This is a genomic window from Nonomuraea sp. H19, assembly GCF_052068215.1.
Classification (GTDB): Bacteria; Actinomycetota; Actinomycetes; order Streptosporangiales; family Streptosporangiaceae; genus Nonomuraea.
Map to the genome: position 1 here is coordinate 20,568 of NZ_JBQHCV010000040.1, position 25,442 is coordinate 46,009.

A 25,442-nucleotide genomic window follows, 5' to 3' on the forward strand; every position below is an offset into this window, starting at 1 on the left:
AGAGGGGCGCGCGGTGGAGGGCGCGCCACAGAAGACGACGGAACAGGACCGTCGCCACAGGCCTCGTGGGTCAGCAGCCGCGAGGTGAAGGCGTATCCAACCGTAGTGCGGCACGCTCCGCCCGCGCCACGGATTTAGGCCCTTCGCTCGCCGGGTAGCCCCGGTGCATTGCTGCACCGAGGCCCCCTCAGAGCGGCCCACGCCTGAAGAACGCGAGTTGGTCGCCCGGCAGCGGGCAGATCGGCGGTGGCCTGCTCGAACAGCTCACCGACGCGGCGGTGGAACGCCATCCGACTGGAGATCGACGAACCCGCACTGCCCGGATGAACCAGCAGACGATCTTCCTGCAGGCCCACGCCTCGGGCGCCATCAGGTCACGTGCGTGAGCGTCTTGAACCGAGCAGGGCCGCCACCATCGCGCCGAAGCCGAGGAATGGAAGGAGCCACCCGAGATGCCACGGAATCTCGGCCAGCGCCTCGGGGACACCGTTGAGGAAGATGCCGGCGCCAAGCACCGGAATGGCCCGAGCGTTGATGGTGGCCGTCTGCTGGTCCTTCTCCTTCAGCAACCGGTGGAGCTCCTCCAGCACGATGGCGTCGACCGCGCCGCACCTTGGCGCGCCGGTTGCGCTGGTCGAGCTCGGCAACGTCGAGGGCCAGGACCTCCTGCGCGGGCGGCACGGCGTGTCCTCACCGACCACGACCGCGTTCCAGGTGCGGGCCGGGTCCTTCATGGCATCGCACCCCCTCGTGAACCGCGGTCAGAATGTGGCGATCGGGTTGACCGGGCTGCCGGACGTACCGGCGAAGCGGACCGGCGCGACTGCGAGGTGGAAGTCCCACTGGCCGAGCTCGGCAGCCGTCGTCGCGCACACCTCCAGGTCGCAGTTGTCGAGCAGCCACAGACCCATCGCGACGAGGCTCACGGCGTGAACCGGCATCAACACGTCTTCGTACCCCGACGGCTGAACGTCCTGGGGGGTGTCAGCGCCGATCAGCGCAACCTCCCGTTCATGCAGCCACGGCAGGCAGGACGCGTGCCAGCCGGCCTGCGTGAAACCGCCGGCCTCACCGGCCTCGTGCCGGACGCGGCCATAGCCGGTCCGCAGGAGTACCGCATCGCCGGATCGCACCCGCACACCCTGGCGACGCTCGGCCTCCTCGAGATCGTCGGGAAACACCCCCTGCCCCGGTTCCAACCACGGCACATCGCGGACCCTCGCGATGTCCAGCAGGACACCACGCGTGATGATCCCGTTCGCCGCCGCCGTGACGGCCGCCCACGCCGATCCCGTTGCGGCGTCGACCAACGAGTGCGACCGCCCGTTGTACATCGTGCCGTCCCAGAAGATGTGGCACGGCGAGTCGACGTGGGTGAGGGTGTTGCCGTGGAACGTGATGCCGAGCCGCTCGGACGAAAAGCCCCAGCGCCGGTCGTTGCGGAATCCGGGTACCGGCATGTCCTCGGCACCCGGCATGTCGGCGGCGCACGGGCACGTCGTCGTCGACCGCTCCATGTCTTCCGGTACGGCAACCTCCCATGCGCACGACACGCTCCTGCCGTGGCGCACGGCCCGCGCCGCCGCCAGCCGGACGTCGTCAGTGATGTGGTTCAGAGTGCCGAGCTCGTCGTCGTCGCCCCACCGTCCCCAGTTCGACAGCGTGTTGAAGTAGCTGAGCACGTCGTCCTGTGTGGGCATCGGTCGCCCTGCCGTCATCCCAGCATCGACTCCTCCGGTCACGTGGTTCGAGGCACCGCAGGCAGGGTATCCCGCCCTCTCCTTTTGTGCGTAACGGGTGGTGAGGCACCTGCTGCGGCAGCGCCGCACCGCTCTGATCACGCTCACCGACCTGGGATACGAGGGTGCCCGGGAGATGTTCAGGATGCCGTTCAAGAAGCCCAAGGACGGCCGGCTCACCGAGCCGCAGCGCGCGTTCAACCAGCTCCTGCGAGGCATCCATGGAATCGGCGAACGGGCGAACACCCTGCTCAAGACCACATTCAAAGCCCTGCGCCGAGTCGGCCTCGACCCGAGCCGGATCACCCAGATCGCCGCCGCAGCCCTCGTCCTGCTTCAACTGGAGTACGGACGGACCGTGTAAGGCAATCACGTACCGCCATGAGCAGTTACAGGGAAAGGTTCACTCAGTAATCAAGGCCTCTTTGGTAACGACTCTGCTCGCCGCCGCTCGTCAAGGCGGCGGCGAGCCGCACAGAAAGGATGTGTGGGTGTCAGATAGCACTCACCCGTTCCCCGCCGACGATCAGCCACGGCAGGCTGCAGGCTCATGACGTGGCTCCGGTGAGCTGGGCGTGAAGGCGCTTGCACTCGTGGACGAAGCGGATCGTCCGGCGGCTGCGCGCGAACTCGGCGACGACCGGGATCTCCCCGCGCGCGCCGGTCCAGCGTGCCACGTCGGCGGCGAAGGCGACGAGTTCGGCGTGGGTCACGGTGATGCGCTGCCCCTCGCCCGGCAACATCCCGGGCAGCAGGGCGCGCAGGATGCGCCACACCTCGTGGTGGCCGCCGGCGTCGGCCAGCTCGGTCAGGGCCGCGATGGCGGGGCGGGTCTCCCGCCAGGTGCGGCGCAGCACCAGCGGGAGCTGGCGGCCGATCGCCTCGGCGGGCAGCTCGCCCCTTGCGGCCATGCTCAGGACCAGCGGGATCATGCCGGGCACGCTGTCGGCCAGGAGGAAGGCGAGGATCACTGCCGTGGACTCGCCCATCGGACCCTGGGCGATCTCCAGGCCGGTGATCTCCGTGGGCGTCACTCCCGCGCCCCAGCGGCCGCGCAGCAGGAAGGGCAGGAAGTTGACGGCCACGACCTCGCGGTGCGAGGGCAGCATGGCGGGCCACGCCCGGAGCGTGCTGCCGAACTCGTCGACCGTCCAATCGAACGGCTGACGCAGCAGCACCTCGTCGATCAGCCGATGGCCGGTCGGGGCCGTCACGCGCAACACCGGCTGCAGCCTGACCTCGGTGAAGTGCTCCGGTTCGCCGTCGCCGAACTCGACCATGGACGCGTCCACCATGTGGCGCCATACGTGGCCGCACTCAGGGTCGGCCATGCCGTCACCGGCGAGCCAGCGGACGGCCGAGCGCGCCGCCTCCGAGTGGACCTTGGCGGCCCGGTCGGCAGCGGCCTGGTGGCTGCCCCGGGGCAATCGCAGCAGCGCCTGCGCCAGGTCGGCCAGGGGCGGCTCCACTCCGGCGGCGGCGCAGGTCTCCAGCCGGTCGACCAGCACATCGGGGTCGAGGTGGCCGCTCATCCAGGTCGGCGTGGCCAGCAGCACGGGCGGCAGGGTGCCGTTTCGGAGGGCCTCGGCGAGTTCCGCGTAGCGGTGCAGCAGGAAATCGTGGGGCGGGGAGACGCGATTGGGGTGGGGCAGCTGGTTACGCCGCCGCCACTCGTCGTGCTCGGGCAACTCCTTGGGCATGAAGGAACGCAGCCGGGGTGGGACGAAGACGACGGTCACCTCCACGAGCGGCTCGCCTGGGCGTGGCGGGGGTACCCGCTCCTCCGCCCGCATCGCCGCGATCCGGGCGGGGTCCACGCCGAGCTCGGCCATGCGCTCGTAGGCACGGTCGAGGATGAAGGACGGCATGGCCTCTACGGAGTCGTCGTACAAGACGCCAGGCCTCGTCCGCGCCGGACGGAGGCGATCCGGCAGTCTGTCGTCGTAGATCTCCTCGTCCTCGTCGTCGGCGCCGTAATACCGCGGCTGCTCGACGTCGGTGGGGGAGCCGTACAGGTGGATCCGGCCCCTGGCGAAGGGGATCTGCCGGTCGCCCTCCTGGGCCACCGCCCCGTCCGGGCCGTCGTCGCTGGTCCAGGTGATGAAGAAGGCGCGCAGCGGGGTGTCGTCGTCGAGATAGCGGCCCGGCCGGTAGGCGCCGCCCACCATGATCCGCCGGGGCGACGGCTCCGGGGCGGGCTCCTCACCACGCGTGAGGACGCGTACTCGCACGGAGTGGCTCCCGTCGTCCCAGAACTTCTCCGGCCCGATCGGCGGTAGCTCCGGCACGCTGCCGGGGGTGACGAGCTCGGCGGACAGCGCCGACTGCCAGTCGTCGGGGTCGAGGCGCACCTCCCTGGACCGCCAGTAACCCTGGTCCTGCTCGACGTGGGGCTTGAGCTTGCGGCGCAGTTCCGACCGGTCGCCGGCGATCCCGGCGACGAAGGCCGCCAGCCAGCGCTCCTGGCCGATCCAGCGCTCGTGGTAGCCAGGGAAGATCGACGGCTCGGGGAACCGCCGCGCCTCCGGAACCTCGGGCAGCGGCGGGAAGTCCTTCTGCTCCAGCAGTTCCTCGACCGGGATCTCCCCGCCGAACCGCTCGGCCAGCTTCGCGCCCAGGCCGGCGGGGAGGTGGCGGACGCCGTCGAGGATCGCCTCGGCGTGGTCGGCGAACAGATCGGCGTATTTCAGGGTCAGCTCGACCGCGCGGTTGCGCACGTCGAAGGACTTGTGCGCGTACGCCGTGGTCAGCGCGGTCACGAAGTCGGCGGCCGCCTTGGGCGTGGCCAGGATCGCCTGGTCGAGCCAGCGCAGGCCCGTGGCGGCGAGCTTGGCCTCGTCCCGGAAGGTGAGCGCGTCGACCGCCTCGACCAGGTCCGCGTGGTCGAGCGGCATCGCCCCGCGCACCTGCCCGGCGGCCAGCTCGGCGACCGTGCCCGGAGCCGACGGCAACAGTCGCAGGTAGTCACGCAGGCGAGGCGCGGACTCCGCGGGCGTGGGGTCGAGGAGCGTGTGCAGCCGGACGAAGAAACGCAGGTCCTGCGCCTCGCCGCCACGCAGGAAACGCCCCACGCAACCGTCGAGCACCTGCTCCCTGGGCAGCTCGCGGGCGGCGGCGGCCAGCCAGCGGGTTGGCTGAGGCTCCAGCCGCTCGTCACGGAGGGCGCGGCCCGCGCCATCGGCGTCGAAGACACGAGGCAGCAGCACGGGGGTCAGCGGGTCACCGGACACGCTCGGCGCGGCCAGCCAAGCGGCCACCAGCGGATCGTGGTCGGGCGGCACGGCGCCGGACTCGCGCAGCAGCGCCACGGCCAGCGGCGCGATGCGGTCGGCGGGACGGCGCACCCGCCGGGCCAGCCGGACCGCGACATCGCGACGCCACTCCAAGGGGCGGGTGGCCGCCACCCGGCACACCTGGGCGACGTCGGGGTCCTCGGCCCAGCGGCGGTTGACGTCGCGGCCGGTCATCCACGTCACGGCGGCCGCCGGGCCGGTGATGACGCCGACACCGGTCAGCAGCAGCGCGCCGGCCAGTTCGTCGAGCAGGTCGCCGACCTCCCAGGAGGCCATCTCCTCGAAGTCGTCGGGATGCTGGGCGCGCACCTGCTCGGTGCGGGCGCGGCGCACCTCCTTGACGAGGCCGGGCAACCGCCCGCCCAGGTCGGCGCGCTCCTCCTCGGTGAGCCTGACCAGCCGGTCGGCCAGGCGGGTGACCTGGTTGCGAGTGACCAGGTCGCAGATCTCCGTCCAGAGGGTCATCGGGAGACCTCCACGGCGGCGCGGGCGACGATCCGGGCGGCCAGCACGTGTTTGCACGGCCCACGGGAGCCGCGATGGTCCCACCACCACTCGCAGGTGCAGGAGCCGTCGGTCAGCGAGACCCGGCGCGCGCCGCCCGAGGTGCGGACGGTGGCCAACTCGCCTTCGAGGCGCACGGCGCCCGCGTCGACGAGCTTGCGCGCCTTGGCCAGCCGCGGGTTGAGCAGGAACACGTTGTCCTTGTCATAGGGCAGCTCACGGTGGAAGTGAGCGGCCTCCGACAGGTCGTAGCCGACCCGGCCGGCGACGCCGAGCTGCGTCAGCGCGGCCCGCACCCGGTCGGCGGGGATGCCCGCTCGGCCGGCCAGCAGGCCGATCTCGACCTCGGGCTCGAAGTTGAGCAGCATCCCCACCACGTCGGCGTCGTTCTCGGCCTCGTCGGTGGCCAGGTCGTCGAGCACCGCGCCCTCGCCGGAGAAGCCGCGCCAGCGCTCGGGCGAGAGGGTGAGCGTGTAGCGCATGCCCGGAAGCTCCAGCTCCCAGGCGCTGGAGGCGGCGTCGGCCGGGCCGTACACCCGGAGGGACTTCGCGAAGCGAAGCAGCGGCAGGAGGGTGCCGAGCCGGTTGGGGCCGGCGAGCTGGACCGAGCCCGGAACCTGACGAGCGGAGACCTTCAGCTCCCGCCCCGCCTGCGCCACCCACACCGTGCCCTTCTTGGGCAGCCCGCGCAGGAACCGCACCGCCGCCATGCCAGTCAGCTCACCGCGCTGGTCCATGCCCGAGGCGATGACCTGCACCTCGGCGAATCCGCGTAACCAGCGTTCGGGCAGCGGCACCTTCTTCTCCACCACCGCGCCGTCCATCGTGGTCACGACCAGCTCGTCGAGGCCTACCCCCAGGTGCAACGGGTCACGCGCGCCGATGCGCGCCAGCGCCTCCCGGAGCGGCGCGTTCACGTCGACGTTGGTGGTGCCCCGGTCGAACACCTCGCCGTCGAGCGTGCCATTCAGCAGATCAAGCCGGGCATACACGCCGCCACAGGCCGAGAACGATTCAAACCGCAACCGGTCTCCGTTGCACGTCACCACCGGGTCCCGCACCCAGCCGGGCCGCGCCTGCGGCTGGTGGTAGCGGGCCAGCGCCACATCGGCGATGCCCAGCAGGCCCGCCGCGGCGGGGGCCGCCTGGGTCACCACGCCGCTGAAGAACCGGGGGGCCACGGCCGGGCCGGACAGGGCCCGCCCACCGGAGGTCGCCAATCCGAGACGACCGTCGACAAGGGAGGAGGGCGCGGCGTACGTGTACGCCTGCGTCGCTGAAGTCATGGCCGGGACGATAGATCGCCCCACCGACAAACCGGCGCGGCAGCGCATCGTCGTTCGTCCGGCGAGGGCGTGGATGTTCACAGTGATCTTTCATCTCCTCGGCATCGCAGGATCCGCCGTACGGTCGCCGCGCTGACGTGAAGACCAAGCTGCACCAACTCCTCAGGCAGACCCACGAGCCCACAAGGAACGGTCTATGGACCTCGAAGAGCACTACGCCTTTGTGGAGACAGCACTTCAACGAGCACAAGAGCTCTAAAATTCGAGCCATATGCCACCATTGCCCCGTACCGTTCCAATACGGCGCGAAACGATCCTCTCCCCCGTTCCCTGTACGCCCAGGCCCAAGATCGGCGATCCCCCGTGCGCCCCCGAGCGCGGGGTATCGACAAGCGGCCCGGAAAGGAACGGGGGATCAGAAGGCCGCAATGAGCCCTCGCCGCTTTCATTCGCGGCCGGGGCTCGGCGCGGTCAGCGCAGTTTGCCCGGGTCCACACTAGCCCCGGCCACCCTCGGCATTGTGCGGGCGTGTGGGGCTTTACGCCACCTGGACCCAAGCCTTGACGACATGGCAGCCCTGAGCGTCGCCGCTTGCGGTAGACGCTGGTCCTGGCGAGCCAGACACCTTGTTCACCCAGTGGCCAACGATCGTTCGCGTGTAGGGGTAGTGCGCGGAGTTGCACTTAGCGGCGACGCGGTAGGTCCCGAACCCGCTCCCGCACGATCCCCAAGCCACGTTGTTGTCCGCGATATCCGTTGCGCAATTCCATACTTCGGCGTGCGCCGAGGTGGCAGTACCTGTGAGGACCAGCGCGCCGGCTGCTGCCACAACCAGAGTCCTTGTGAATTTGCCCACTGCGCTTCCTTTTGTGCCTTTCAGCTTGGCGTACGCGCTTCATCCTCATGCCGCACGCAGTCCGAGAACAGGGCGCTAGGAGGGCATATACCGGCTATTTCGCGTCAACGTAAGCACCTGAGATCGGAGCCGGGCACGCCCTCGAACGCGTTACCTATCTGGGTGGTGTCGTCGCACGGGTCAGCCCAGCCTCGCGGACGCCTTTAGTCAGCACGTCGGGATGCGGGTATGTGCGCATGCTGTCCGTCTCACATCTGGATGTTGATGTCGCCGACGATGCTGTCGGCCCGGACGCCGACGCGGCGGCGCCCGACCTCATGTTGACCGTCCGGTCTTTGCCGGTCTTGCGCGGGGTTTCGGCGTCTCGGGGGTGGCGTCCGCCTGCGTCTCGTCGTCGCCGGGCGGCACGACGCGGCCGACCTGGACGGGGTGTAGCCCGCTCGCGATCTGGAGCCCACGCGCATATGGCGGCGGCGGTCACATGTTCGTTCCCGGCGGCTTCCGGGAACGGCTGCTGATCACGACCGTTGACCATCACACGCGGTCGTTGCTCGCCGGGACACCGGGAGCGGCGGCTGTGGTGCCGCGGACGATGAGACGCGGGGCGATGACGATTTCCTTGACGGCCACCGGCTCGCCCTCCAGTCGCGCGATGGCTCGCTCCACTGCCAGTCTCGCCAGGCCCGGGATGTCCTGCCCGACGGTGGTGAGGTCGATGTGGGCCAGGCGGGCCAGGCGGCTGTTGTCGAAGCCGACGACCGAGATCTCGCCGGGAACGGCCAGGCCGGCACGGAGAAACGTGTCCAGGACGCCCGTGGCGCAGCGGTCGTTGAAAGCCAGGACGGCGGTCGGCCGGGGACTGCCGTCGAGCAGGGCACGGGCGGCCGCCGCACCGTCCTCCTCGGTCAGCCCGCCGGGCAGGAGCCGGACCTGGCCGAACAGGCCGTGACGGCTCATGGCGGTGCGATAGCCGCGGCGCCGCTCGGCGGCGCCCGGCGCCCGGCCGCCGTCGATGTGGGCGATGTCGCGGTGGCCGAGGGCCACCAGGTGGTCGACGGCCTGACGGGCGCCTTCGTCGTCGGCGGTCCGTACGACGTCCACCTCCGCCGCCGTCCCGCGTAGCCGGCGGGCCACGGACACGACCGGCAGCTGGGCCGCGAGCTCGGCCAGTTGCGCGGCCGGGACCTGCGGGCCGAGGAGGATCAGGGCCTCGCAGCGATCGGCGAGCAGGGTCTCGACGGCGTGCCGCTCGTTGCGGGCGGCCGTGACGGCGCTGAGGGCGACCTGGTAGCCGGCCGGCTCGGCCGCGGCGTAGATGCCCTCCACCAGGTCGGCGTGGAACGGGTGCTGGAGCCCGAACTGCACTCCGAGCAGCCGTGAGCGGTTGCTGCGCAGCAGCCGCGCCCGCGCGTCCGGCCGGTAGCCGATCTCCCTCGCGGCCTGCAGCACCCGCTCGCGCGTGCCGGGGCTGGCGCCCTTGGCCCCGCGCATGACGATGGAGACCAGCGCCGTGGACACGTCCGCCCGTGCCGCGACGTCGGCCAGGGTTGGTCGTTTCCCCTCCGAGCGCGCGGGGGTTCGTGGCACTGCTGCCCTCCTTGGTGGAGCCGTCCTATGAAGGCGCTGCTGCAGCATACTGCAACGTTCTAATCACCGGCGCCGCACCCCTTGACAAGGCGTTCTGCCTGCTGGCCTACTTCTGAAAGACTAGAACGTTATAGACGAGCGGGTGACGATGTACACGTTGGCGGCCTGCGCCGAGATGATCTTCCTCGACCTGCCGATCCAGGAGCGGGCACGGCGCATCCACGACGTCGGCTTCCAGGTCGAGATCTGGGACTGGAGCCGGCACGACCTGGCGGCCCTGGAGCGTACCGGGGCGGTCTTCTCCTCGATGACGGGCTACCTCCGCGGCAGCCTGACCGACGAGGAGGGGGCGGCGGAGCTGCTGCGCACCGCGGAGGAGTCGGTCAAGGCCGCCGAGCGGCTGGGCTGCCCCCGGCTGAACCTGCACGGCACGGGCCTCGACGGCAAGGGTCTGCCGGTGGTGCCGGTGGCCGAGGCGACCGGCCCGATGTGGGTCGCCGCCCACCGTACGCTCACCCGCCTTGCCGAGCTGGGCGAGCGGACGGGAGTGGTTTTCACGCTGGAGAACCTCAACACCGCCGTCGACCACCCCGGCGTGCCGTTCGCAACGGCCGCAGACACCCTCGCCCTGGTCGCGGCCGTGGACCGGCCGGGGCTGCGGATGAACCTCGACCTGTACCACGCGCAGATCGGCGAGGGGAACCTCATCGAGCTGGTCCGCCGGGCCCACGCCGCGGGCCTGATCGGCGAGATCCAGGTGGCCGACGTGCCCGGCCGCCGCGAGCCGGGAACCGGGGAGATCAACTATCCGGCCGTCGCCCGTGCCCTGGCGGACCTCGGCTACGACGGCACGGTCGCCATGGAGGCGTGGGCCTCCGGCGACAGCGACCTCGCCCTGGAGCGCTTCCGCTCCGCCTTCACCCCTGACGACAGTACGGAGACATGCGCATGACTACCCGGCAGCCTCTCGCCGTCGGCCTCCTCGGCACCGGACGGATGGGCTCCTTCCACGCCGAGACCCTCTCCCACCGCCTCCCGGGTGTCCGGCTCGCCGCCCTGGCCGACCCGGTCCCCGGCGCCGCGCAGCGCCTCGGCGACCGGCTCGGCTGCCCCAAGGCGACGACCGACGTAGGCGAGCTGCTCCGCGATCCGGACATCGACGCCGTAGTGATCGTCACCCCAGCCCGCACCCACGCCGGCCTCGTCGAAGCGGCCGCTCAGGCGGGCAAGGCCGTCTACTGCGAGAAACCCATGGCGGTCACCCTCGCCGAGGCCGACCGCGCCATCACCGCCGCCGCCAAGGCGGGCGTGCCGCTGCAGGTGGGCTTCAATCGCCGCTACGACCCCGGCTTCCGCGCCGCCCACGACAAGATCGCCACTGGCGGCATCGGCACGCCCCAACTGCTGCGTTCCCTCACCCGTGACCCCAAGCTGGCCGACCCCGCCCGCATCCCGCCGTGGACGATCTTCCTGGAGACCCTCATCCACGACTTCGACACCCTGCGTTACCTCAACCCCGGCGCCGTGGCCGTCGAGGTCTTCGCCATGGCCGACGCCCTGATCCGCCCGGACTTCAAAGCCGGCGGCCTGCTCGACACCGCCGTGGTCACCATCCGCTTCGACAACGGCGCCATTGCCACCGCCGAGGCCAGCTTCCAGGCCGTCTACGGCTACGACGTACGCGGCGAGGTCCTCGGGTCGGCCGGCATGCTCACCGTGGGCGACATCCGCAGGAGCCACCTGACCGCGTACGGCCCGGACGGGGTCGCCGCCGAGTGCGTCACCTACGACCAGGACCTCTTCCGCGACGCCTACGTGGCCGAACTCGCCGACTTCACCGATGCGGTCCGCAGCGGGCGCACCCCCTCGGTCACCGGTGAGGACGCCCGCGCTGCCCTGTCCATCGCCCTGGCCGCCGTCGAGTCGGTCACCACCAGCGGCCCCGTCCGCATCAGCGATCTCGAACACCCGTGACCTCACCACGGCAGCCGATCGGCCGTGGATCCGGCGTGAGCGCCGGCACTGACCAGAGGCGCGGACACGGAGCCGGCAGAGCTGCAGACGTCCCGGCCGACCGCGTACCGCCGGGTGGGGCGGGGGATCGAGAAGGTCTGGCCGGAGTCCTCCGGGAGGCGGAGACGATGTCGCGACGGTCGTCACGCCCCACGGAGACGGTGTCCGGGTCAGGCGGACGGCTGCGGTGCCTCGGCGAGATCTGGTCATGGGCCAGGAGCGTAGGGAAGACGGCCACCTGCGCGACGGCGGCACGAGGCGCAGACGGCCGGCGTTCTGAGGGAGGTCAGAGGGTGGAGGTGAGCCCCTCCGCGATCTTCTTCAGCTCGGCGCTGACGGCCTCGGCGCCGGAGAACTCCTTGGCGTACGTGGGGCTGAACATGATCTCGGCGCGCTGCCTGTCGCCCATCCTGAGGAAGAGCGTGGGGGTGCCCTTCATCCCGTCCTCACCCACGTTCTGGATGACCAGGTAGCCGGTCTGGCCGCCGATGGTCACCTCCTCGCCGTCACCCTCGTCGCGGTACTGCTGGATCCGGTCGTCGACCTCCTGGACGGCCGATTCCTCGTACATGTAGATCTGGACGCAGTAGGAGCCGTTCTTGTCGCCATCGAAGTTGTACGAGGTCGAGTAGCGGTCGCCGAAGTCCACCGACCAGTTCGACCACTGCAGCCGCTCGGGTAGGTACCCCACCTTGACGTGCCCGAACGCCTTCCCGTCGCCCAGGTCGCCGAGCTCTGGCGGGTCGGACGGCACCGGCGGGGTGTCATCGATGGCGGGCGGCTCCAGCACCGTAGAGGTCGTGGGCTCCGGTGCCGCGGTGATCGTGGGCTCCTGCCCGGTCGTGGCCACCGAGCCGATGGTCAGGTACCCGATGGGCGCGGCGGCGGCGACGGCCACCGACGCCGCCACCGCCGCGGCCTTGGCCCTCTTCCGCTTGCTGCGGGAGGAGCGCATCACCCGCTCCGCCAGGTCGGGCGCGGCGTGCAGCCTCGCGGTCTCGTCCGCCATGAGCCGGCGGATCTCCTCCTCAAGCGTGGGCATTCCTGATCACTCCTTCCACTGATTCCCGGCCGAGCGCCGAACGGAGCTTGGCCATGGCCTTCGACGCCTGACTCTTGACCGTGCCGACCGCGCATCCGAGCACCTCGGCGGTCTGCGTCTCGCTGAGGTCCTCCCAGTACCGTAGGACGATCACCGCGCGTTGCCTGGGAGGCAGGGCGCGCAGTGCCTCCATGAGCACGTGGCGCAGGTCGGCGTCGGTCGCGTGGGCGGACGTCTCGGGCGGGTTGTTCATCGGGATGATGCTGAGGATCGCCCGGCGTCGGGCGCGGCTGATGGCGGCGTTGACGATGACACGGCGCACGTAGGGTTCGGGGCTGTCGTGGCGCACCCTGTCCCAGTTCCTGTACGTACGCTCCAGCGCTGTCTGCAGCAGGTCTTCGGCCTCTGTCTCGTCACCACAGGCGAGATAGGCCACCCGCAGCAGGCTCGTGGCACGTGCGGCCACGAAGGCGCCGAAGTCGTGTTCCACGCCGCTCACGGCTGTCTGTCCGATTTCACGCCTCCTAATACGCCTCGGCCGTCCCAAGCGTTGCCCGCCGGCGAAGAACATTTCGCGGGCAACCATCCGGCGGTCCCAGGCGTATTGCAGATCGTCACTTCGAATCCACGGAGGAACCATATGAAGTTCGCGATCGCACCGATTCGGCCGCTGATCTCCCTGGGCATCGGCCTGGTCGTGGGCGCCACCGCTCTCCTGGGCGCGCCGGCGGCGGCCGCGGCGGCTCCGCCCGAGGGCGCCTACTGGCATTCCAGGGCGCTGATGACGACCACCCACCCTTGGCGGTTCGGCTCCAAGCCGGACCCCTACTCGCTGGTCCAGCGGCGGATCTTGGAACGCTGGACCGCGCCCGACGGCAGGACGTGGGTCGGGTTCCGGGAGCTCGGGACGCTGCCGAAGACCGCGGCGGACAAGAAGGCGTGGCAGCGTGACGGCTCCCCGGCCAAGTGGAGCGAATCGATCGACGGCAAGACCGTGAAGCTGTCCACCGAACCCTCCAAGGGCAGCTTGAGCCCCGTACGGAATGAGAACTCGTTCCACCTCGCGATGCAGCGGCTGACGTACGACGAGGTCCAGCGCCTGCCCGCCGACCCGAACAATTTGAAGGACTGGCTCAAGAGGGCGGGTCAGGTCAGCCGCGTGCCGGTCGGCTCCCTCGACGGCTGGGTCACGAACACCCTGCCGGAGATCCTGCACGACATTCCCGCGCCGAAGGAGGTCCGCGCCGCCGCCTACCAGGCGCTGCTGACGATGCCGGACGTCCGCGCCGACGGCAACGCGAAGGACACCCTGGGCAGATCCGGCGCCGCCATCCTGATCGACAGGACGGGCAAGGAGAAGAACAAGGGCTCGGCCAAGATCAGACTGATCGTCGACACCGGCAAGATGGTGCTGCTCTCGCGGGACCAGACGGTCACGTTCAACGGCAAGACGCTCGGGGGCAAAACCTACAACGAGACGCTGGTCGAGGTCGGCTGGACCAACTCCCAGCCCGCCGTCCCAGCCCTTCCCTAGAGCGCTGAGTAGGTCTCGGCGACGGTACGGCGGTCGGTCGACTTCCTGGTCAATCACCGTTCGTGCGGCCTGCCATCCGCCCTTGCCGAGCTGGCCACGGACCGCGCCGCGGGGGAACTCACCGGTGTGGCGATCGCGATGGCGTTCTGACGCGGTACAGGTGGAGTGGGGTTGCGTTTGCCTCTCCTGGTGGCTGGAGCTCGCGCACGCCACGCGAAGCTCTCACAATGCCATGGCCTGGGCGGATGAAATTACCGGCAGGCGCACTGCCGGGGCCGATCAGGAACATGCTGTAGGACCAGCTATCCAATGCCCGTGGCGAAGCCGTCCATCATCTGGTCCATGGACTCGCCCCTCGCTGAGACCTAGGCACGAGGGCCGGTGTGCAAGACAACGAACAGCCCCCGCGCGCGGGTGCCATCCGGCATGTGCCAGGAGCCGGCGACGTGGCCAATCGCTTCCGGTGGAAGGAGTGGCGCGTTGCCCGGGGCGGGACGCAGGATCCGGTGCAAGCGGAGGGCCGTATCATGCGGTGCAGGCAGCTCAGTGCCCTCTTGGTCGTCGGTGGCAGTGGTGGTGAAGTTCGTGGGGGCGAGGCCGTCACCGAGGTAGGAGCGGGTGACCTCCCGGTCGGGGGTGTCGCTGGTGTTTTGGTCCTGGGCCTGGACCCGGCCCTCGATCAGGGCCGGCAACTGGGCGACCAGCACCGGGTCGTGGCAGCCGTCGTAGGCCCAGCGCCGCCCCAGCACCCCGTGCTCCATGGTGCCGACGAGGGCGTGCTCCGCCCCGTCGAGCGGGGCACCGCGATAGGTGAGCGGCACCAGGTAGCTGGTCGAGTGAGTGCCGGAGGTGTCGGTGACCACCATGAACTCGATCCCGACCTCACCCTGGGGGTCGTCCAGCCGGAAGCCGCCGGCCTTGGCCAATTCTGGTCCGCCCGTGCCGCCGTGGTACCACGGCCGGGAGGGGAGCCAGGAGGTGAGCAGTTCCAGCTTGGTCGGCTTGAGGGCGGTGTGGTGGATGACGGCCATGCCGAGGATTCTCTTCCGTTGAGCGGGGACGATCTTCAGATCTTCCCATCTGCTGGAAGAGCGGTTCTTCAGCCGGCAAGACCCACGAGACAGGCCTAAGAGCTACTAACAAAATGATCTAGGGTCGTGTCTCGGGTCCCCGTAGCAAACGGCGGAAATCCAACAGATTAAGGCCTGACCTGCGGGTTCTCGCGTTCCACGGTTCTTGTTGATCATCTCCGCTACGGTTCGTCACGATCCCTAACGGATGGAGGTCCCGCCTGACCGGTCACGCACGGCGGCGAGCGCGGCCAGTTCCTCGTGCGACCAGGTGAGGCGTCCCGCGCAGAGGTCGTCGACGACCGCGCGGACCCACTGCGCCTCCGCAGCGGTCACCGCACGCAGATATTCGATCTCCAGGATCGTGATGCGCGGCAGCCCGGCACCGGCCGCCAGGCTCGCGTCGAGCCTCGCCAGTGTCTCGGTAAGCGCCTGCTCGCGCCGGGTAAGGGCGTCGCTCAGCTCGCCGGGGAGGAGCATCAGCGCGCTCGACAGGGCCGCGGGGAACTGCGGGAACTCCTGCTTCGGCGTGCTGAGCATGTCGTCCAGCCATTTGTGCAGCGTCGCCCGGCCCTTGTCGGTGATCTCGTACGTGGTCCGCTCGGGGTACTGCTGGTCGCGCCCGGTCTCGCGGACCTTGACCAGGCCTTCCGCGACCAGCCGGTCGATGGTGCGGTAGAGCCCGGCTCGCTGTCCCACGTTGACGACCTGATCCTTGCCCCATTGCCGGAGCAGCCGCTGGATGCCGTACGGATGCAGCGGCTGGGACAGCAGCAGGGCCAGGACGGTCAGAGCGAGCGGCGAGCCGCGATCGAGAGCCACGCGCCTGATTCTAGCCTCACAGAAACTAGTTGACCTGAGACTAGTTGCAATGCAACTATGCCGCCATGGCGACTTTGAAAGAGACACCCGTTCTGATCGTCGGCGGAGGCTACGCCGGCCTGGCCTCCGCCCTGCTCCTGGCGCACCAGGGCGTGCGGTGTGTGCTGGTGGATCGCCACCCAGGCGCGTCGATCCTGGGCCGCGCCCGCGGCATCAACCAGCGCACCATGGAGATCTATCGGCCGCTCGGCCTGGAGCAGGCCGTCACGGAGGCGGGCCGCCCCTTCGCGGAGGAAGGCGGCGTGGCCCGCTGCACCACGCTCGCAGACGAGTGGCAGTGGATCATCACCGAGGATTTCCCCAGGGCGCTGCCCGAGCTGACAGCGGCCGAGTTCTGCATGGCCGACCAGAGCTCGGTCGAGCCGATCCTGGCTGCGGCCGCTCGCGACCGCGGCGCTGAGCTCCTGTTCAACACCCAGTGCACAGCCGTCGCCTCCGACGCCGACGGCGTCACGGTAGAAGCGGAGGACCGCGCCACCGGAGAGCGGCACACGTTCAGAGCCCGCTACGTGATCGCCGCCGACGGCTACAGCGGCACGATCAGGGAACGGCTCGGCATCCCCCGCGGCGGCTTCCGTCGCCTGCGCGACAACATCTCCTTCGTCATCCGCGCCGATCTGTCCGGCATCATCACCAAGCGAGCACTGTTCTGGATCATCGGCGGCCCCGGCACCGCAGCCTCAGGCGGGTTCATTTCCCATGCCCTGCCGAATCACTGGGGTGTGGCCCTGAGCTACGACCCCGCCGAGGAGTCGCCCGCCGATTTCTCCGACGAGCGCTGCGCCGCCGCAGCCAAAGCCCTCATCGGGCGCGACGTGCCGGTGGAGATCGTCAGCAAGGCGGCGTGGACGGAGTCGGTGGGCGTCGCCGACCGGTTCCGCGACGGCCGTGTGTTCCTCGTCGGCGACGCCGCCCACGTGTGGCCGCCCGCAGGCGCCATGGGCGCGAACTCCGCGGTGCAGGACGCGCACAACCTGGCGTGGAAGCTCGCCGCCGTGCTCGCCCGCCGAGCCTCCGACGCACTGCTCGACACCTACGAGGCCGAGCGTCGTCCCGTCGCGCTGGAACTGGCCGACCTGACCGTACGCAGCCAGGCGGCTAGGCTGAGCTCCCCTCCCGAGCATGATCCGATGGACGCGATCCTGTGCATCCTGGGCCAGCGATACCGGTCCACGGCGACGCTCGGGGCGGAGCACGAGACGGTGTTCGGCGACACCGTGGAGCAGCCCGCTCAGCCCGGGGTCCGAGCCCCACACCTATGGCTCGACCTGGACGGGCGTCGGATCGGCGTGCACGACCTGTTCCACGACTCCTTCGTCCTGCTGTGCGGGCCCGCAAGCGGCGAGGCCTGGGCGAGAGCAGCGGACAAGGTCGAGGGCCTGCGCGCGTACCGCGTCGGCGCGGACCTGATCGACCTCGAGAACGCCTGGCGGGAGCGCTACGGCGACGCCGCCGCGGTCCTGGTCCGTCCGGACGGCTACGTGGCCTGGCGCACCGAGGGCGCTACGGCCGACCCTGGGGCTCAGCTCGCCGACGCCCTCCACCGCGTCCTCCACTGACGCCCTACGAGACTGCACGGATCGTCGGCCGGGCTCCTCACCGGACCGCACAGTACGCACACGCTGCATCAGCAGGCCAGTTGGCGGCAGGGCATCGCGATAGCTGCTGACGGAGCAGGGCCCCGGCGAGGTGATGTTGACGGCATGGGTGTCCGTGTTCAAGGAGTGGCAGTCCGGCAATGCCGCGGGCCGTTTGGGAGTGCAGGTGGGTAAGTGAACATGCACGACCTTCGAGATCATGAGGTTCTCTACGCCAGATGATCACCTGAGAAGACCGTACCTGCTCCGTCATCATCGCCGTTCAGTGATGTCCTCTGCCACCTTGTCGAACAGGCGCCGATGGCCGCCTCGGCCGCCGACTGCGTCAGCCTGCTGGAACGCCTTCCAGCGCATCTCCGATCCTCGCGGCCCGCGCGGTGTCCGCCACACGCTGGCCTCGCTCTTGGCCCTCGCCTCGGTGGCCGTGCTGGCCGGATCGCGATCGTTCGCCGCGATCGGCGAGTGGATCGCCGAGGCACCCGCCCAGGTCATGGCCGTCCGGGGAGTCCGGCGTGACCCACTGAGCGGGCACTGGCAACCACCGGATGAGTCGACGTGCGGCGCGTGCTGGAGCAGATCGACGCCCAGGCTCCGCGAAGGCGGTGCCGACGTCGCTCAGGTCCAGGCCCTCCTCGGCCACGCCTCCCTCGACACCTCGGCTCGGTATTTCCGCGCCGGCACAGCCGAGCAAGCTGCCGTCGTCGACCGCGTCTTCGACTAGCGCTTCACGTGTTTCTCTCGGTCCCCGTAGCGGAGATGATCAACAAGAATCGTAGAACGCGAGAACCCGCAGGTCAGACCTTAATCCGTTGGATTTTCGCCGTTTGCTGCGGGGACCCCGTCTCGTGCGGCCACTGGTCGTTGATCTTCGTGTGAAGAAGGGCGAGCAGCTGCCGTGGATCGTGCCGGACCCCAGGAGCTGGGCTTCGGCTCCGGGATGACCTGCTGGCGGCGGCTGCGCCACCGCTGGGTTGGCACGATCGCGCTCCTGCACTTGTTCCGCCGCCTGCGTATCCGCTGGGAGGTCCGCGACGACATCCACGAAGCCTTCATGACCCTCGCCGCCGCGATCATCTGCTGGCGCCGCCTCGTTCGCTGATCTTTGTATTAGGACCTTAACGAGGCCATGCAACGAGACGAAGGGCCAGATCGCAGATCAACGACGTTGCAAAGCGAGCAGCTCTGAGACCGTGACGAATCGGTATCCCTGGTCACGGAGGCCCACGACTAGGCCTTTGATGGCCTCGCGAGTGTTCCGCCCGCTCGCGTACCAAGGGTGGAGCAAGATGATCGATCCTGGCCTTGTCTCCTCGCGCACAGCTGTGACGATCTCGGCGGCGGTGGGAGTCGTACCGGAGTCCGGCTCCACGTCCCACATGACCGTGTGCCTCTGGTTGTCGGCCAGATACAGCGGTAGGACAAGCAATTTCTTGCCCGTCGGCGGACGGAACAGGATCTCGCCGCGCTGCCCCGCCATCCGGATGGCCGCATCAGTGCGCTCAATCTCGCTCGCCACGGTGGATGGGGAGACGAACACCATCCGCCGATGAGTGTAGGTGTGGTTGGCGAGCTCATGCCCTTTGCCGGCCAGCGCCTGCGCGTCCTGCAGCCGAGCCTCGACCTGGGAGCCGATGACGAAGAACGTCGCGCGGACACGCTGCTCGGCAAGGATGTCGATGATCTCGGGGGTGTGCTCGTCAGGGCCGTCGTCGAATGTCAGGGCGACGACCTTCTCGTCGGTGGCTACGCGGTCGATCAGGTCTCCTGCCAGTTGTAAGGTCCGCGCGTTCATTAGCTGATACAGGCCTATCGCTCCTAGGAGGAGGATGGCGAGAAGAGCCGCAAGAAGCTTGAGCCATCTTCTCCGCACGGTCGTTGCTGCTGCGTTCATGGGTGATCATGCAATCACAAGCCCGGGAACCCCGTAGCCGCGTCTACACACAACCAAGGGCGGGAGCCGCCCACGCAAGCATTCTGTTATGACTTGTAAGGCCCGGGCCCTCGGAGCGCGTGCTTCCGGCCGTCGTGCCTGTTTGCCCTGGTCCTGGCTTCTCGTCGGCGTCTACGGAAGGCCGTTCTGGGGAGCCGCTGGTACGGACGACTTTGGATCGAGGCGGACCGGCCTGAACAGCAGGAACGTCACCGACCTGCTCGCTCTGCGACATTGCGCATGCTGACCGCCGTGACGCCCCGCTCGTCGGCGTGGGCCACCGCTGCCTTGATCACGCGCTGTCGGCTGAGCGGTGGGTGGGAGGGGTGTCGACGCTCCGGCACCCGGACCTCTTTCTGCAGCAGACCCCTTGCAGGCTTACGCTTGTAAGGGTAGCGTCGACAGCGTCCTTACAGGCGTAAGGGAGAGCGAGGCCGGCCCGCGCCGACGGATACGGGAAAAGTGTTCATGAATACAAGCAGGCGGGCAACCGCAATTGCGGGCGCACTGGTCATCGTGGGCATGATCGCCGGTGTGCTAAGTGTGGTTCCCGCTCTTGAGGAGCCGAACTATCTCGATGCCATTTCTGCACATGAGGGCCAGGTCATCGTCGGTGCAATTTCTCAGTTCATCATGATCCCCGCCTATGTTGGGTTTGCACTGTGCCTGTATCCGACATTGAGGATGGAGAATGAAGCGCTCAGTCTGGGCTTCCTTGGATTCAGACTGATCGCGGCGACGTTCCATTTCATAGGCGTGATTTTCTTGCCTTTGTTTCTTGTGTTGGGTCAGGAAAATGCCCAAGCCGGCGCTTTGGGTGCATCCCACCTGGCGGCCTTGGGTGAGTTGCTGCGGACAGCGCGCGACTTGGTTAATCATGTCGCATTGATCATCTCGCTGAGCCTCGGGGATCTCCTGTTTTTCTGTATTCTATATCGGTCGAGATTTGTCCCTCGTTGGTTATCCGCGTGGGGACTTGTCGGGGTCGGATCAGCTATGTTGGCAAGCTTCTTGGTACTGTTTCGCCTGGCTGATGTCGTCACGCCACTCTACCTAGCCATAAATGCACCACTGGCCCTACAGAGTTTGGTCTTGGCCATGTGGCTGATCACAAGAGGATTCGATACAAAGACATTGACTACGGGCCACCAGCACGACGGCCGGCGCGGCTGACGTGCACGTCGTCGCAACTTGTTGCGACGGCTGTGGGTGCCGAGAACTCGGTCACGTCGTGCGACCTGCAGATACTCGTGTATGAGTCGCCGGTGTGATCACCTTGCCTGTCACCATGTCGACCAGGGGCGGTGCCAAGGCCTCAGCATGTGATGCCACCCGCGTGCCGGCCACGTCCAGTGCGTGGGCCTGAGCCTCCGCCGGCGGCATACCTCTGCGCCAGTGCTGTGGTGCGGTGAACACCTCGACGCCGCCGCTGACTGAAAGCCATCGGAACGGTTCCACCTTCGAGCTTCACCAAGCCGCAAATGAAAGTTTCAGAGGACGCTGCAACTCGGGCTGCCTTCAAGAGGGCGATTTGACCTGCCCGGATGGCGAGCCGAGGGGGTGTTCCGCCTGTCCGGGACTTCTCATCTCCGCCACCTTGTGCTTCACTCCAAGCGCACTTGGGAAAGCGCTTACCCGTTGCAGGTGAGCGATTTGGTGTCCGGCAGGCCCGCCTGTCTGACGAAGGGAGCTTGAGTGGCCGGCCGCGTCGGCAGACGACTCGATCCCGTCCTCCGCCTTCCTGCGCCCGTCCAACGGCGCCGACGCCGGCGCACGGATTCAACCTCTGCGGATCCACATCTCTCAGTACGACTTCGCTCCTCGACCGCCCCAGAGACAACATCGCCGGCACGCCCTTGACCGTGATCGGCCGGTAGGTGATGTTCACCATCCCGTCGGCGGCCGGAGCCCGTATCCCAGGCGCTGACGTGACCCGTAACAAGCCCGCTGGTGCGGGCCCTGCAGCAGGCCCGCCGCATCGACCGGACAGAGCAGAAAGCACCCAGCATTCGAAGGCGAAGGTGAGACAAGCATGAGACGAGCAGTCGCATTGCGACTCCAGGCGGCGCTGACCGCGGCGGCCATTGCGGCCGCGGTCGCGGTGGCTCTACCGGCAATCCAGGCGTCGGCAGCGTCCGGCAGCGCCACCGGCTACGCGACCGGCAACGGTGGGACCACCGGCGGCGCGGGCGGGCAGACGGTGAGGGCCACCACGGGGACCGCGATCCATGCGGCCCTGTGCAGCCGAGCCAGCAGCAGCACCCCGATCACTATCGAGGTCGAGGGGACCATCAATCACGGCAACACCAGCAAGGTGTCGGGCGCAAGCTGCAACACCGCCGACGGCCTGATCGAACTCAAGCAGATCAGCAACGTCACGATCATCGGTGTCGGCAACGGGGCCGTCTTCGACCAGCTGGGCATCCACATCCGCGAGGCCAGCAACATCATCATCCAGAACGTCACCGTCCGGAACGTCAAGAAGTCTGGCTCGTCCACGTCCAACGGTGGCGACGCCATCTCCATGGAGAGCAACGTCCGCAACGTCTGGGTCGATCACGTCACCCTGGAAGCCTCCGGTGGAGAGCCGGAGGGGTTCGACGGCCTCTTCGACATGAAGAACAACACCCAGTACGTGACCCTGTCCTACAGCATCCTGCGCAACTCCGGCCGCGGCGGGCTCATCGGGTCCAGTGAGAGCGACCTCTCGAACGGCTTCATCACCTTCCACCACAACCTGTACGAGAACATCGACTCCCGCACGCCCCTGCTGCGTGGCGGCATCGCTCACATCTACAACAACTCCTACGTGAGCCTGCACGAGTCCGGCATCAACTCCCGGGCCGGCGCTCGCGCCAAGGTGGAGAACAACTACTTCAAGGACTCCAAGGACGTCCTGGGCACCTTCTACACCAGCGAGGCCGGCTACTGGCAGGTCAGCGGCAACATCTTCGACAACGTGACCTGGTCCAGCCCCGGCAGCGAGAACAACCCCGCCGGCCCCAACCCGCAGTCCAACACCTCCGTCAGCATCCCGTACTCCTACAGCCTCGACGGGGCCGGCTGCGTGCCGAGCATCGTCCGCCAGACGGCGGGCGCCAACAAGGGCCTGCAGGTGTCGAACGGCAACTGCTCGCCCCAGACACCGACAGCGACACCAACCAGCCCCACCCCGACGGCCAGCCCCACCCCGACGAACAGTCCCACGCCCGGCGGGAGCAACCTCAGCATCGGGGCCGGCTCCGACGGCTCCAGCAAGGCCGACGGTACGAGCTACGGCAACGTGCGGGACGGCAACATGAGCACCTACTGGTCACCAGCCGGCTCGACCGGTGACATTTCCATCAAGTGGAGCTCCGCCAAGACGGTGTCCAGGATCATCATCCGTGAGGCGTCAGGCTCGGCAGGCGCCATCGGGTCCTGGCAGGTCATCAACGGCAGCACTGGCGCCGTCCTGAAATCCGGCAGCGGGGCGGGCGACATCACCTTCGCCCCGACCTCGCTGAGCAAGATCACCTTCAAGATCGCCAGCTCGACCGGCACGCCGAAGGTCGCCGAGTTCGAGACCTACGCCGGGTAGTAGACCCGTCCCGCCGCCCTGTATCGCTCCATGACTGAGCGCAGGGTGCTTGATGCGCGGTTTGACCACGGAACGTGGTAGGGGCAAGATCGCGGACACACCAGAGCGGCGCGCGGCGGCAGTGGGCAGAAGCAGGCATGGCGTCATGGGCGAGACCCTTAACAAGCGGGTCCCGGGTTTCGTTCCTGGCGGCGCACCCGGGAAGCCTCAAGTTCAGACGCGCACCACCGCGGTGTGGGCGTGCCCGCGGCTGCCACCGACTTCCACCTTGACCGCGCGCTTGGCCTTGCGCACGCTGCGGTCGCTTTCCTCGACCGATTTCACTGGCCAGGGCAGCGTGATCTTCAACTCGTCGGCGGTCCTCGACGGGTCGGAGACCGCGAGCCGTACCCGCTTGTGGTCGCGGCGGATCAGCAGCGTGCATGGGCCGTCGGCGGCGAGCGGTCCATCCGCGGTCTCGACGGTCCCCGCGCGCCAGAAGACGGCGGCGAGCACGTTGTTGCGGGAAATGGCCTGCACCGCTCCGGAGTTGGCGAGGATCTCGATCCGCCGGCCGTAATCCGCGGTCTGCGCGATGGAGGCGTCGGGCAGTACGGCATAGGCGTAGCGTGCCTTGCGCGGATCGACGCCGTGGTCGATGAGGATCGTCGTGTAGTGCCTGGTGACGGGGGTCTTGTCGCCTCCGGTGGTGGCACCCTTGTCGATGTCCCGCCAGCGGCCGGTGCGCTTCTTGCGGATCACCTTCGCGTCGGCGCCGTCGAGCAGCGCGTAGCCGGCCACACCGGACAGGTGGACCCAGCCGTCGCCCCGGGTCAGCGGCGGATGCCTGTCGTGGGTGTTGCGGTTCTCCACGATGGTCTCGATGCGGCGGCCATCGGAGGCGGCGATGCCGGTGCCGAGGGCGATCACCGCGTCATCGAGAAGGAACCACGCCTTCTTGGCCCGCAGCGAGGAGCCGTCGGCGATCAGCTTCATGGCTGCCACGCCGTACTCGCCGTCGAGTGCCACGCCGCCCGCCCACGGGGTGGGTGGCAGGCGACGCTTGTCGTGCGGGAGATTGGCGCGTCTGCGGGTGTCGACCGTCGTGCCCGGCAGCCGGTACGGGTCGATCGTGGGCCACAGGTCATCGTTCCAGTGGGTGAGGTCGCCGGTGTAGAGGTAGGTCATGCCGTCGCCGGTGTACCAGCCGTGCAGGTTCTCCCGGTTCATGGCCTCGGCCGCGCCGATGCGCTCCGAGCTCATCGCGATCGCGTAGGCCCAGGTGGGACGGCGGTGCACGATCCGGTCCATGTCGGCGAAGACGTACGTGCCCGTCGTGCGCGGGCCGACCGGCACCGAAGGGTCCTCCAGCAGGGCCTTGGCCCTCGCGACGCTCGCCAGCGGTGCGAGCGTGCCGTAGGGGATGGCCTGGTTGCGGGTGAGCCAGCCTTTCACCAGCGGTCGCCAGCGCCGGGCATGGCGCTCGGGTGCCGCCTCCAGCAAGGTGAGGATGGCCTCGACCGCTTTCTGCCCCGAGTGGTAGTCACGGTGGCCCTGCACCGAGATCTGCCGGCCGCGGACACAATCCATCATCAGCCCGTCGAAGACGAACGGCACGAACGAGCGGTCCACGATGTCGTAGACGTTCTCGATTCCGGTGATCTCCCACGGTGACCTCGCGAGCATGGCGATCAGCTTGGCCACGCTCTCCAGGTAGTCCACGCCGTAGCTGCCGGTGTAGGGGTACACGTCGTGCTGGATGAACGACCCGTCACGGTAGAAGCCGTCGCCTGGGCCCGCGGTCGGCCGCAGCAGGTCGGAGACCGCGTTCCTGGCCCGCTTGATGAGGCGTGCGTCGTGGGTGAGCACTCCGCGCATCGCCACCGCCATGGCCTTGCCCGCCCGGTTGGCGCCGGTCTCGACGACGCCGGGGTGGCTGACGCGGCGCTCTGGGTCGGGGCACCAGTGGCGCAATGGGCGCAGCCAGCGCTCGAGGCGGTCCTTGGGCAGGCCGTCGTACAGCAGGGCGCAGGTGTCGGTCAGCGAGCGGGGAACGCCGATTTCCCACCAGTACCAGTTGCTGCCCCGCCGGTCGAGCCCCTCGTGGTAGGCGTGCTCGTACAGGAAGTCCAGCGCCCTGACCGCGGTCTCGGCGACCTGACTGTCCCGGTGCATGGCGGTGCCCGGCGTGGCCCAGCCCAGCGCTAGTGTGCGCATGCGGTTGTAGGCGCGGTTGAAGTTGCCCGTCCGGGGGTCATCAAGCGGCAGGTCGGGCCACAGGCTCGGGCGGCCGGGGGCGGGCTTCAGCTTGCGCAGCACCGCATTGGCCGAGCCCTCGACCGCCTGCGTCTTGTCGGTGTAGGCGGAGTCGTACGACCCGCTGGCCAGCAGGCTCACCCACCGCTCACGCGCGGCGTCGAACGCGGCGGTGCCGGCCGCCTCGGCCGGTCTGTCCCACAGGGCGAGGCCGGCCACGGCCGCGGCGCTCAGCAGGGCGGACCGCCGACTGAGGGGGTGGGTCATAAAGGCCTTTCCGACAATCGGGCGAA

18 protein-coding genes and 2 pseudogenes are annotated in these 25,442 nt (G+C 68.8%); 9 read left to right on the forward strand and 11 right to left on the reverse strand.

Translation table 11 applies throughout. From position 1 onward, the window contains the following. Positions 1 to 374 precede the first annotated feature (374 nt). Both ACTMTI_RS50665 and ACTMTI_RS50670 read right to left on the reverse strand, forming a co-directional pair. Positions 375 to 734, reverse strand: a complete 360-nt coding sequence (locus ACTMTI_RS50665) for a hypothetical protein (protein WP_441128079.1) — start codon at positions 732 to 734, stop codon at positions 375 to 377. Between the two features lie 27 nt (positions 735 to 761). Then, the gene (locus tag ACTMTI_RS50670; RefSeq protein ID WP_441128080.1) at positions 762 to 1,682 is read right to left on the reverse strand and encodes a cyclase family protein; all 921 of its coding nucleotides are present in this window, start codon (positions 1,680 to 1,682) and stop codon (positions 762 to 764) included. 157 nt (positions 1,683 to 1,839) lie between these two features. Between ACTMTI_RS50670 and ACTMTI_RS50675 the strand changes: the two are divergent. Further along, positions 1,840 to 2,103, forward strand: a pseudogene (locus ACTMTI_RS50675) (transposase family protein); the annotation flags it as partial. Between the two features lie 184 nt (positions 2,104 to 2,287). On the opposite strand, the gene ACTMTI_RS50680 reads toward ACTMTI_RS50675, so the two are convergent. The 3 genes from ACTMTI_RS50680 to ACTMTI_RS50690 form a co-directional block, all read right to left on the reverse strand. Further along, positions 2,288 to 5,497, reverse strand: a complete 3,210-nt coding sequence (locus ACTMTI_RS50680) for a DUF7824 domain-containing protein (RefSeq protein ID WP_441128081.1) — start codon at positions 5,495 to 5,497, stop codon at positions 2,288 to 2,290. After that, positions 5,494 to 6,822: an SWIM zinc finger family protein gene (locus ACTMTI_RS50685; RefSeq protein WP_441128082.1), complete on the reverse strand. Its 1,329-nt coding sequence runs from the start codon at positions 6,820 to 6,822 to the stop codon at positions 5,494 to 5,496. Before ACTMTI_RS50685 ends, ACTMTI_RS50680 begins: the two co-directional genes overlap by 4 nt. A gap of 1,390 nt (positions 6,823 to 8,212) precedes the next feature. Further along, complete coding sequence (locus tag ACTMTI_RS50690) at positions 8,213 to 9,265, reverse strand: LacI family DNA-binding transcriptional regulator (RefSeq protein WP_441128083.1); 1,053 nt, start codon at positions 9,263 to 9,265, stop codon at positions 8,213 to 8,215. 148 nt (positions 9,266 to 9,413) lie between these two features. Between ACTMTI_RS50690 and ACTMTI_RS50695 the strand changes: the two genes are divergently transcribed. Both ACTMTI_RS50695 and ACTMTI_RS50700 read left to right on the forward strand, forming a co-directional pair. Next, on the forward strand, positions 9,414 to 10,217 hold the full coding sequence (locus ACTMTI_RS50695; protein WP_441128114.1) for a TIM barrel protein: 804 nt from the start codon (positions 9,414 to 9,416) through the stop codon (positions 10,215 to 10,217). Further along, on the forward strand, positions 10,214 to 11,239 hold the full coding sequence (locus tag ACTMTI_RS50700; protein ID WP_441128084.1) for a Gfo/Idh/MocA family oxidoreductase: 1,026 nt from the start codon (positions 10,214 to 10,216) through the stop codon (positions 11,237 to 11,239). The genes ACTMTI_RS50695 and ACTMTI_RS50700 overlap by 4 nt, the downstream gene beginning before the upstream one ends. Positions 11,240 to 11,564: 325 nt before the next feature. Here the strand turns inward: ACTMTI_RS50700 and ACTMTI_RS50705 are convergent, their stop codons facing one another. Together ACTMTI_RS50705 and ACTMTI_RS50710 are read right to left on the reverse strand one after the other, a co-directional pair. Continuing rightward, the gene (locus tag ACTMTI_RS50705) at positions 11,565 to 12,320 is read right to left on the reverse strand and encodes a hypothetical protein (RefSeq protein ID WP_441128085.1); all 756 of its coding nucleotides are present in this window, start codon (positions 12,318 to 12,320) and stop codon (positions 11,565 to 11,567) included. Further along, a complete protein-coding gene (locus ACTMTI_RS50710; RefSeq protein WP_441128086.1) occupies positions 12,307 to 12,819 on the reverse strand; it encodes a SigE family RNA polymerase sigma factor in 513 nt (170 codons plus the stop codon). The genes ACTMTI_RS50705 and ACTMTI_RS50710 overlap by 14 nt, the downstream gene beginning before the upstream one ends. Positions 12,820 to 12,960: 141 nt before the next feature. Between ACTMTI_RS50710 and ACTMTI_RS50715 the strand changes: the two genes are divergently transcribed. Then, complete coding sequence (locus ACTMTI_RS50715) at positions 12,961 to 13,854, forward strand: hypothetical protein (protein WP_441128087.1); 894 nt, start codon at positions 12,961 to 12,963, stop codon at positions 13,852 to 13,854. 365 nt (positions 13,855 to 14,219) lie between these two features. On the opposite strand, the gene ACTMTI_RS50720 is transcribed toward ACTMTI_RS50715, so the two are convergent. Beyond that, a complete protein-coding gene (locus ACTMTI_RS50720; protein WP_441128088.1) occupies positions 14,220 to 14,885 on the reverse strand; it encodes a maltokinase N-terminal cap-like domain-containing protein in 666 nt (221 codons plus the stop codon). Positions 14,886 to 15,125: 240 nt separating this feature from the next. Next, positions 15,126 to 15,746 carry a PadR family transcriptional regulator gene (locus tag ACTMTI_RS50725; RefSeq protein ID WP_441128089.1) on the reverse strand — a complete coding sequence of 207 codons (621 nt, stop codon included), beginning with the start codon at positions 15,744 to 15,746 and terminating at the stop codon, positions 15,126 to 15,128. A 65-nt stretch (positions 15,747 to 15,811) separates the two neighbouring features. Here ACTMTI_RS50725 and ACTMTI_RS50730 point away from each other — a divergent pair, with 65 nt between their 5' ends. From ACTMTI_RS50730 to ACTMTI_RS50740, 3 genes and pseudogenes are all read left to right on the forward strand, one after another. Then, positions 15,812 to 17,365: an FAD-dependent monooxygenase gene (locus ACTMTI_RS50730; RefSeq protein ID WP_441128090.1), complete on the forward strand. Its 1,554-nt coding sequence runs from the start codon at positions 15,812 to 15,814 to the stop codon at positions 17,363 to 17,365. A 307-nt stretch (positions 17,366 to 17,672) separates the two neighbouring features. Beyond that, positions 17,673 to 18,125: a transposase family protein gene (locus ACTMTI_RS50735; RefSeq protein WP_441128091.1), complete on the forward strand. Its 453-nt coding sequence runs from the start codon at positions 17,673 to 17,675 to the stop codon at positions 18,123 to 18,125. A gap of 189 nt (positions 18,126 to 18,314) precedes the next feature. Then, positions 18,315 to 18,422 (forward strand): annotated as a pseudogene (locus ACTMTI_RS50740) (IS5/IS1182 family transposase); the annotation flags it as partial. A 138-nt stretch (positions 18,423 to 18,560) separates the two neighbouring features. Here ACTMTI_RS50740 and ACTMTI_RS50745 read toward each other — a convergent pair. Next, on the reverse strand, positions 18,561 to 19,295 hold the full coding sequence (locus ACTMTI_RS50745; protein WP_441128092.1) for a polysaccharide deacetylase family protein: 735 nt from the start codon (positions 19,293 to 19,295) through the stop codon (positions 18,561 to 18,563). 507 nt (positions 19,296 to 19,802) lie between these two features. Here ACTMTI_RS50745 and ACTMTI_RS50750 point away from each other — a divergent pair. Continuing rightward, on the forward strand, positions 19,803 to 20,507 hold the full coding sequence (locus ACTMTI_RS50750) for a DUF4386 domain-containing protein (RefSeq protein WP_441128093.1): 705 nt from the start codon (positions 19,803 to 19,805) through the stop codon (positions 20,505 to 20,507). 859 nt (positions 20,508 to 21,366) lie between these two features. Then, positions 21,367 to 22,914: a pectate lyase family protein gene (locus tag ACTMTI_RS50755; protein WP_441128094.1), complete on the forward strand. Its 1,548-nt coding sequence runs from the start codon at positions 21,367 to 21,369 to the stop codon at positions 22,912 to 22,914. A gap of 213 nt (positions 22,915 to 23,127) precedes the next feature. On the opposite strand, the gene ACTMTI_RS50760 is transcribed toward ACTMTI_RS50755, so the two are convergent. Further along, positions 23,128 to 25,416 (reverse strand): polysaccharide lyase 8 family protein, encoded by a 2,289-nt coding sequence (locus ACTMTI_RS50760; RefSeq protein WP_441128095.1) that lies wholly within the window; start codon positions 25,414 to 25,416, stop codon positions 23,128 to 23,130. Positions 25,417 to 25,442: the final 26 nt, after the last annotated feature.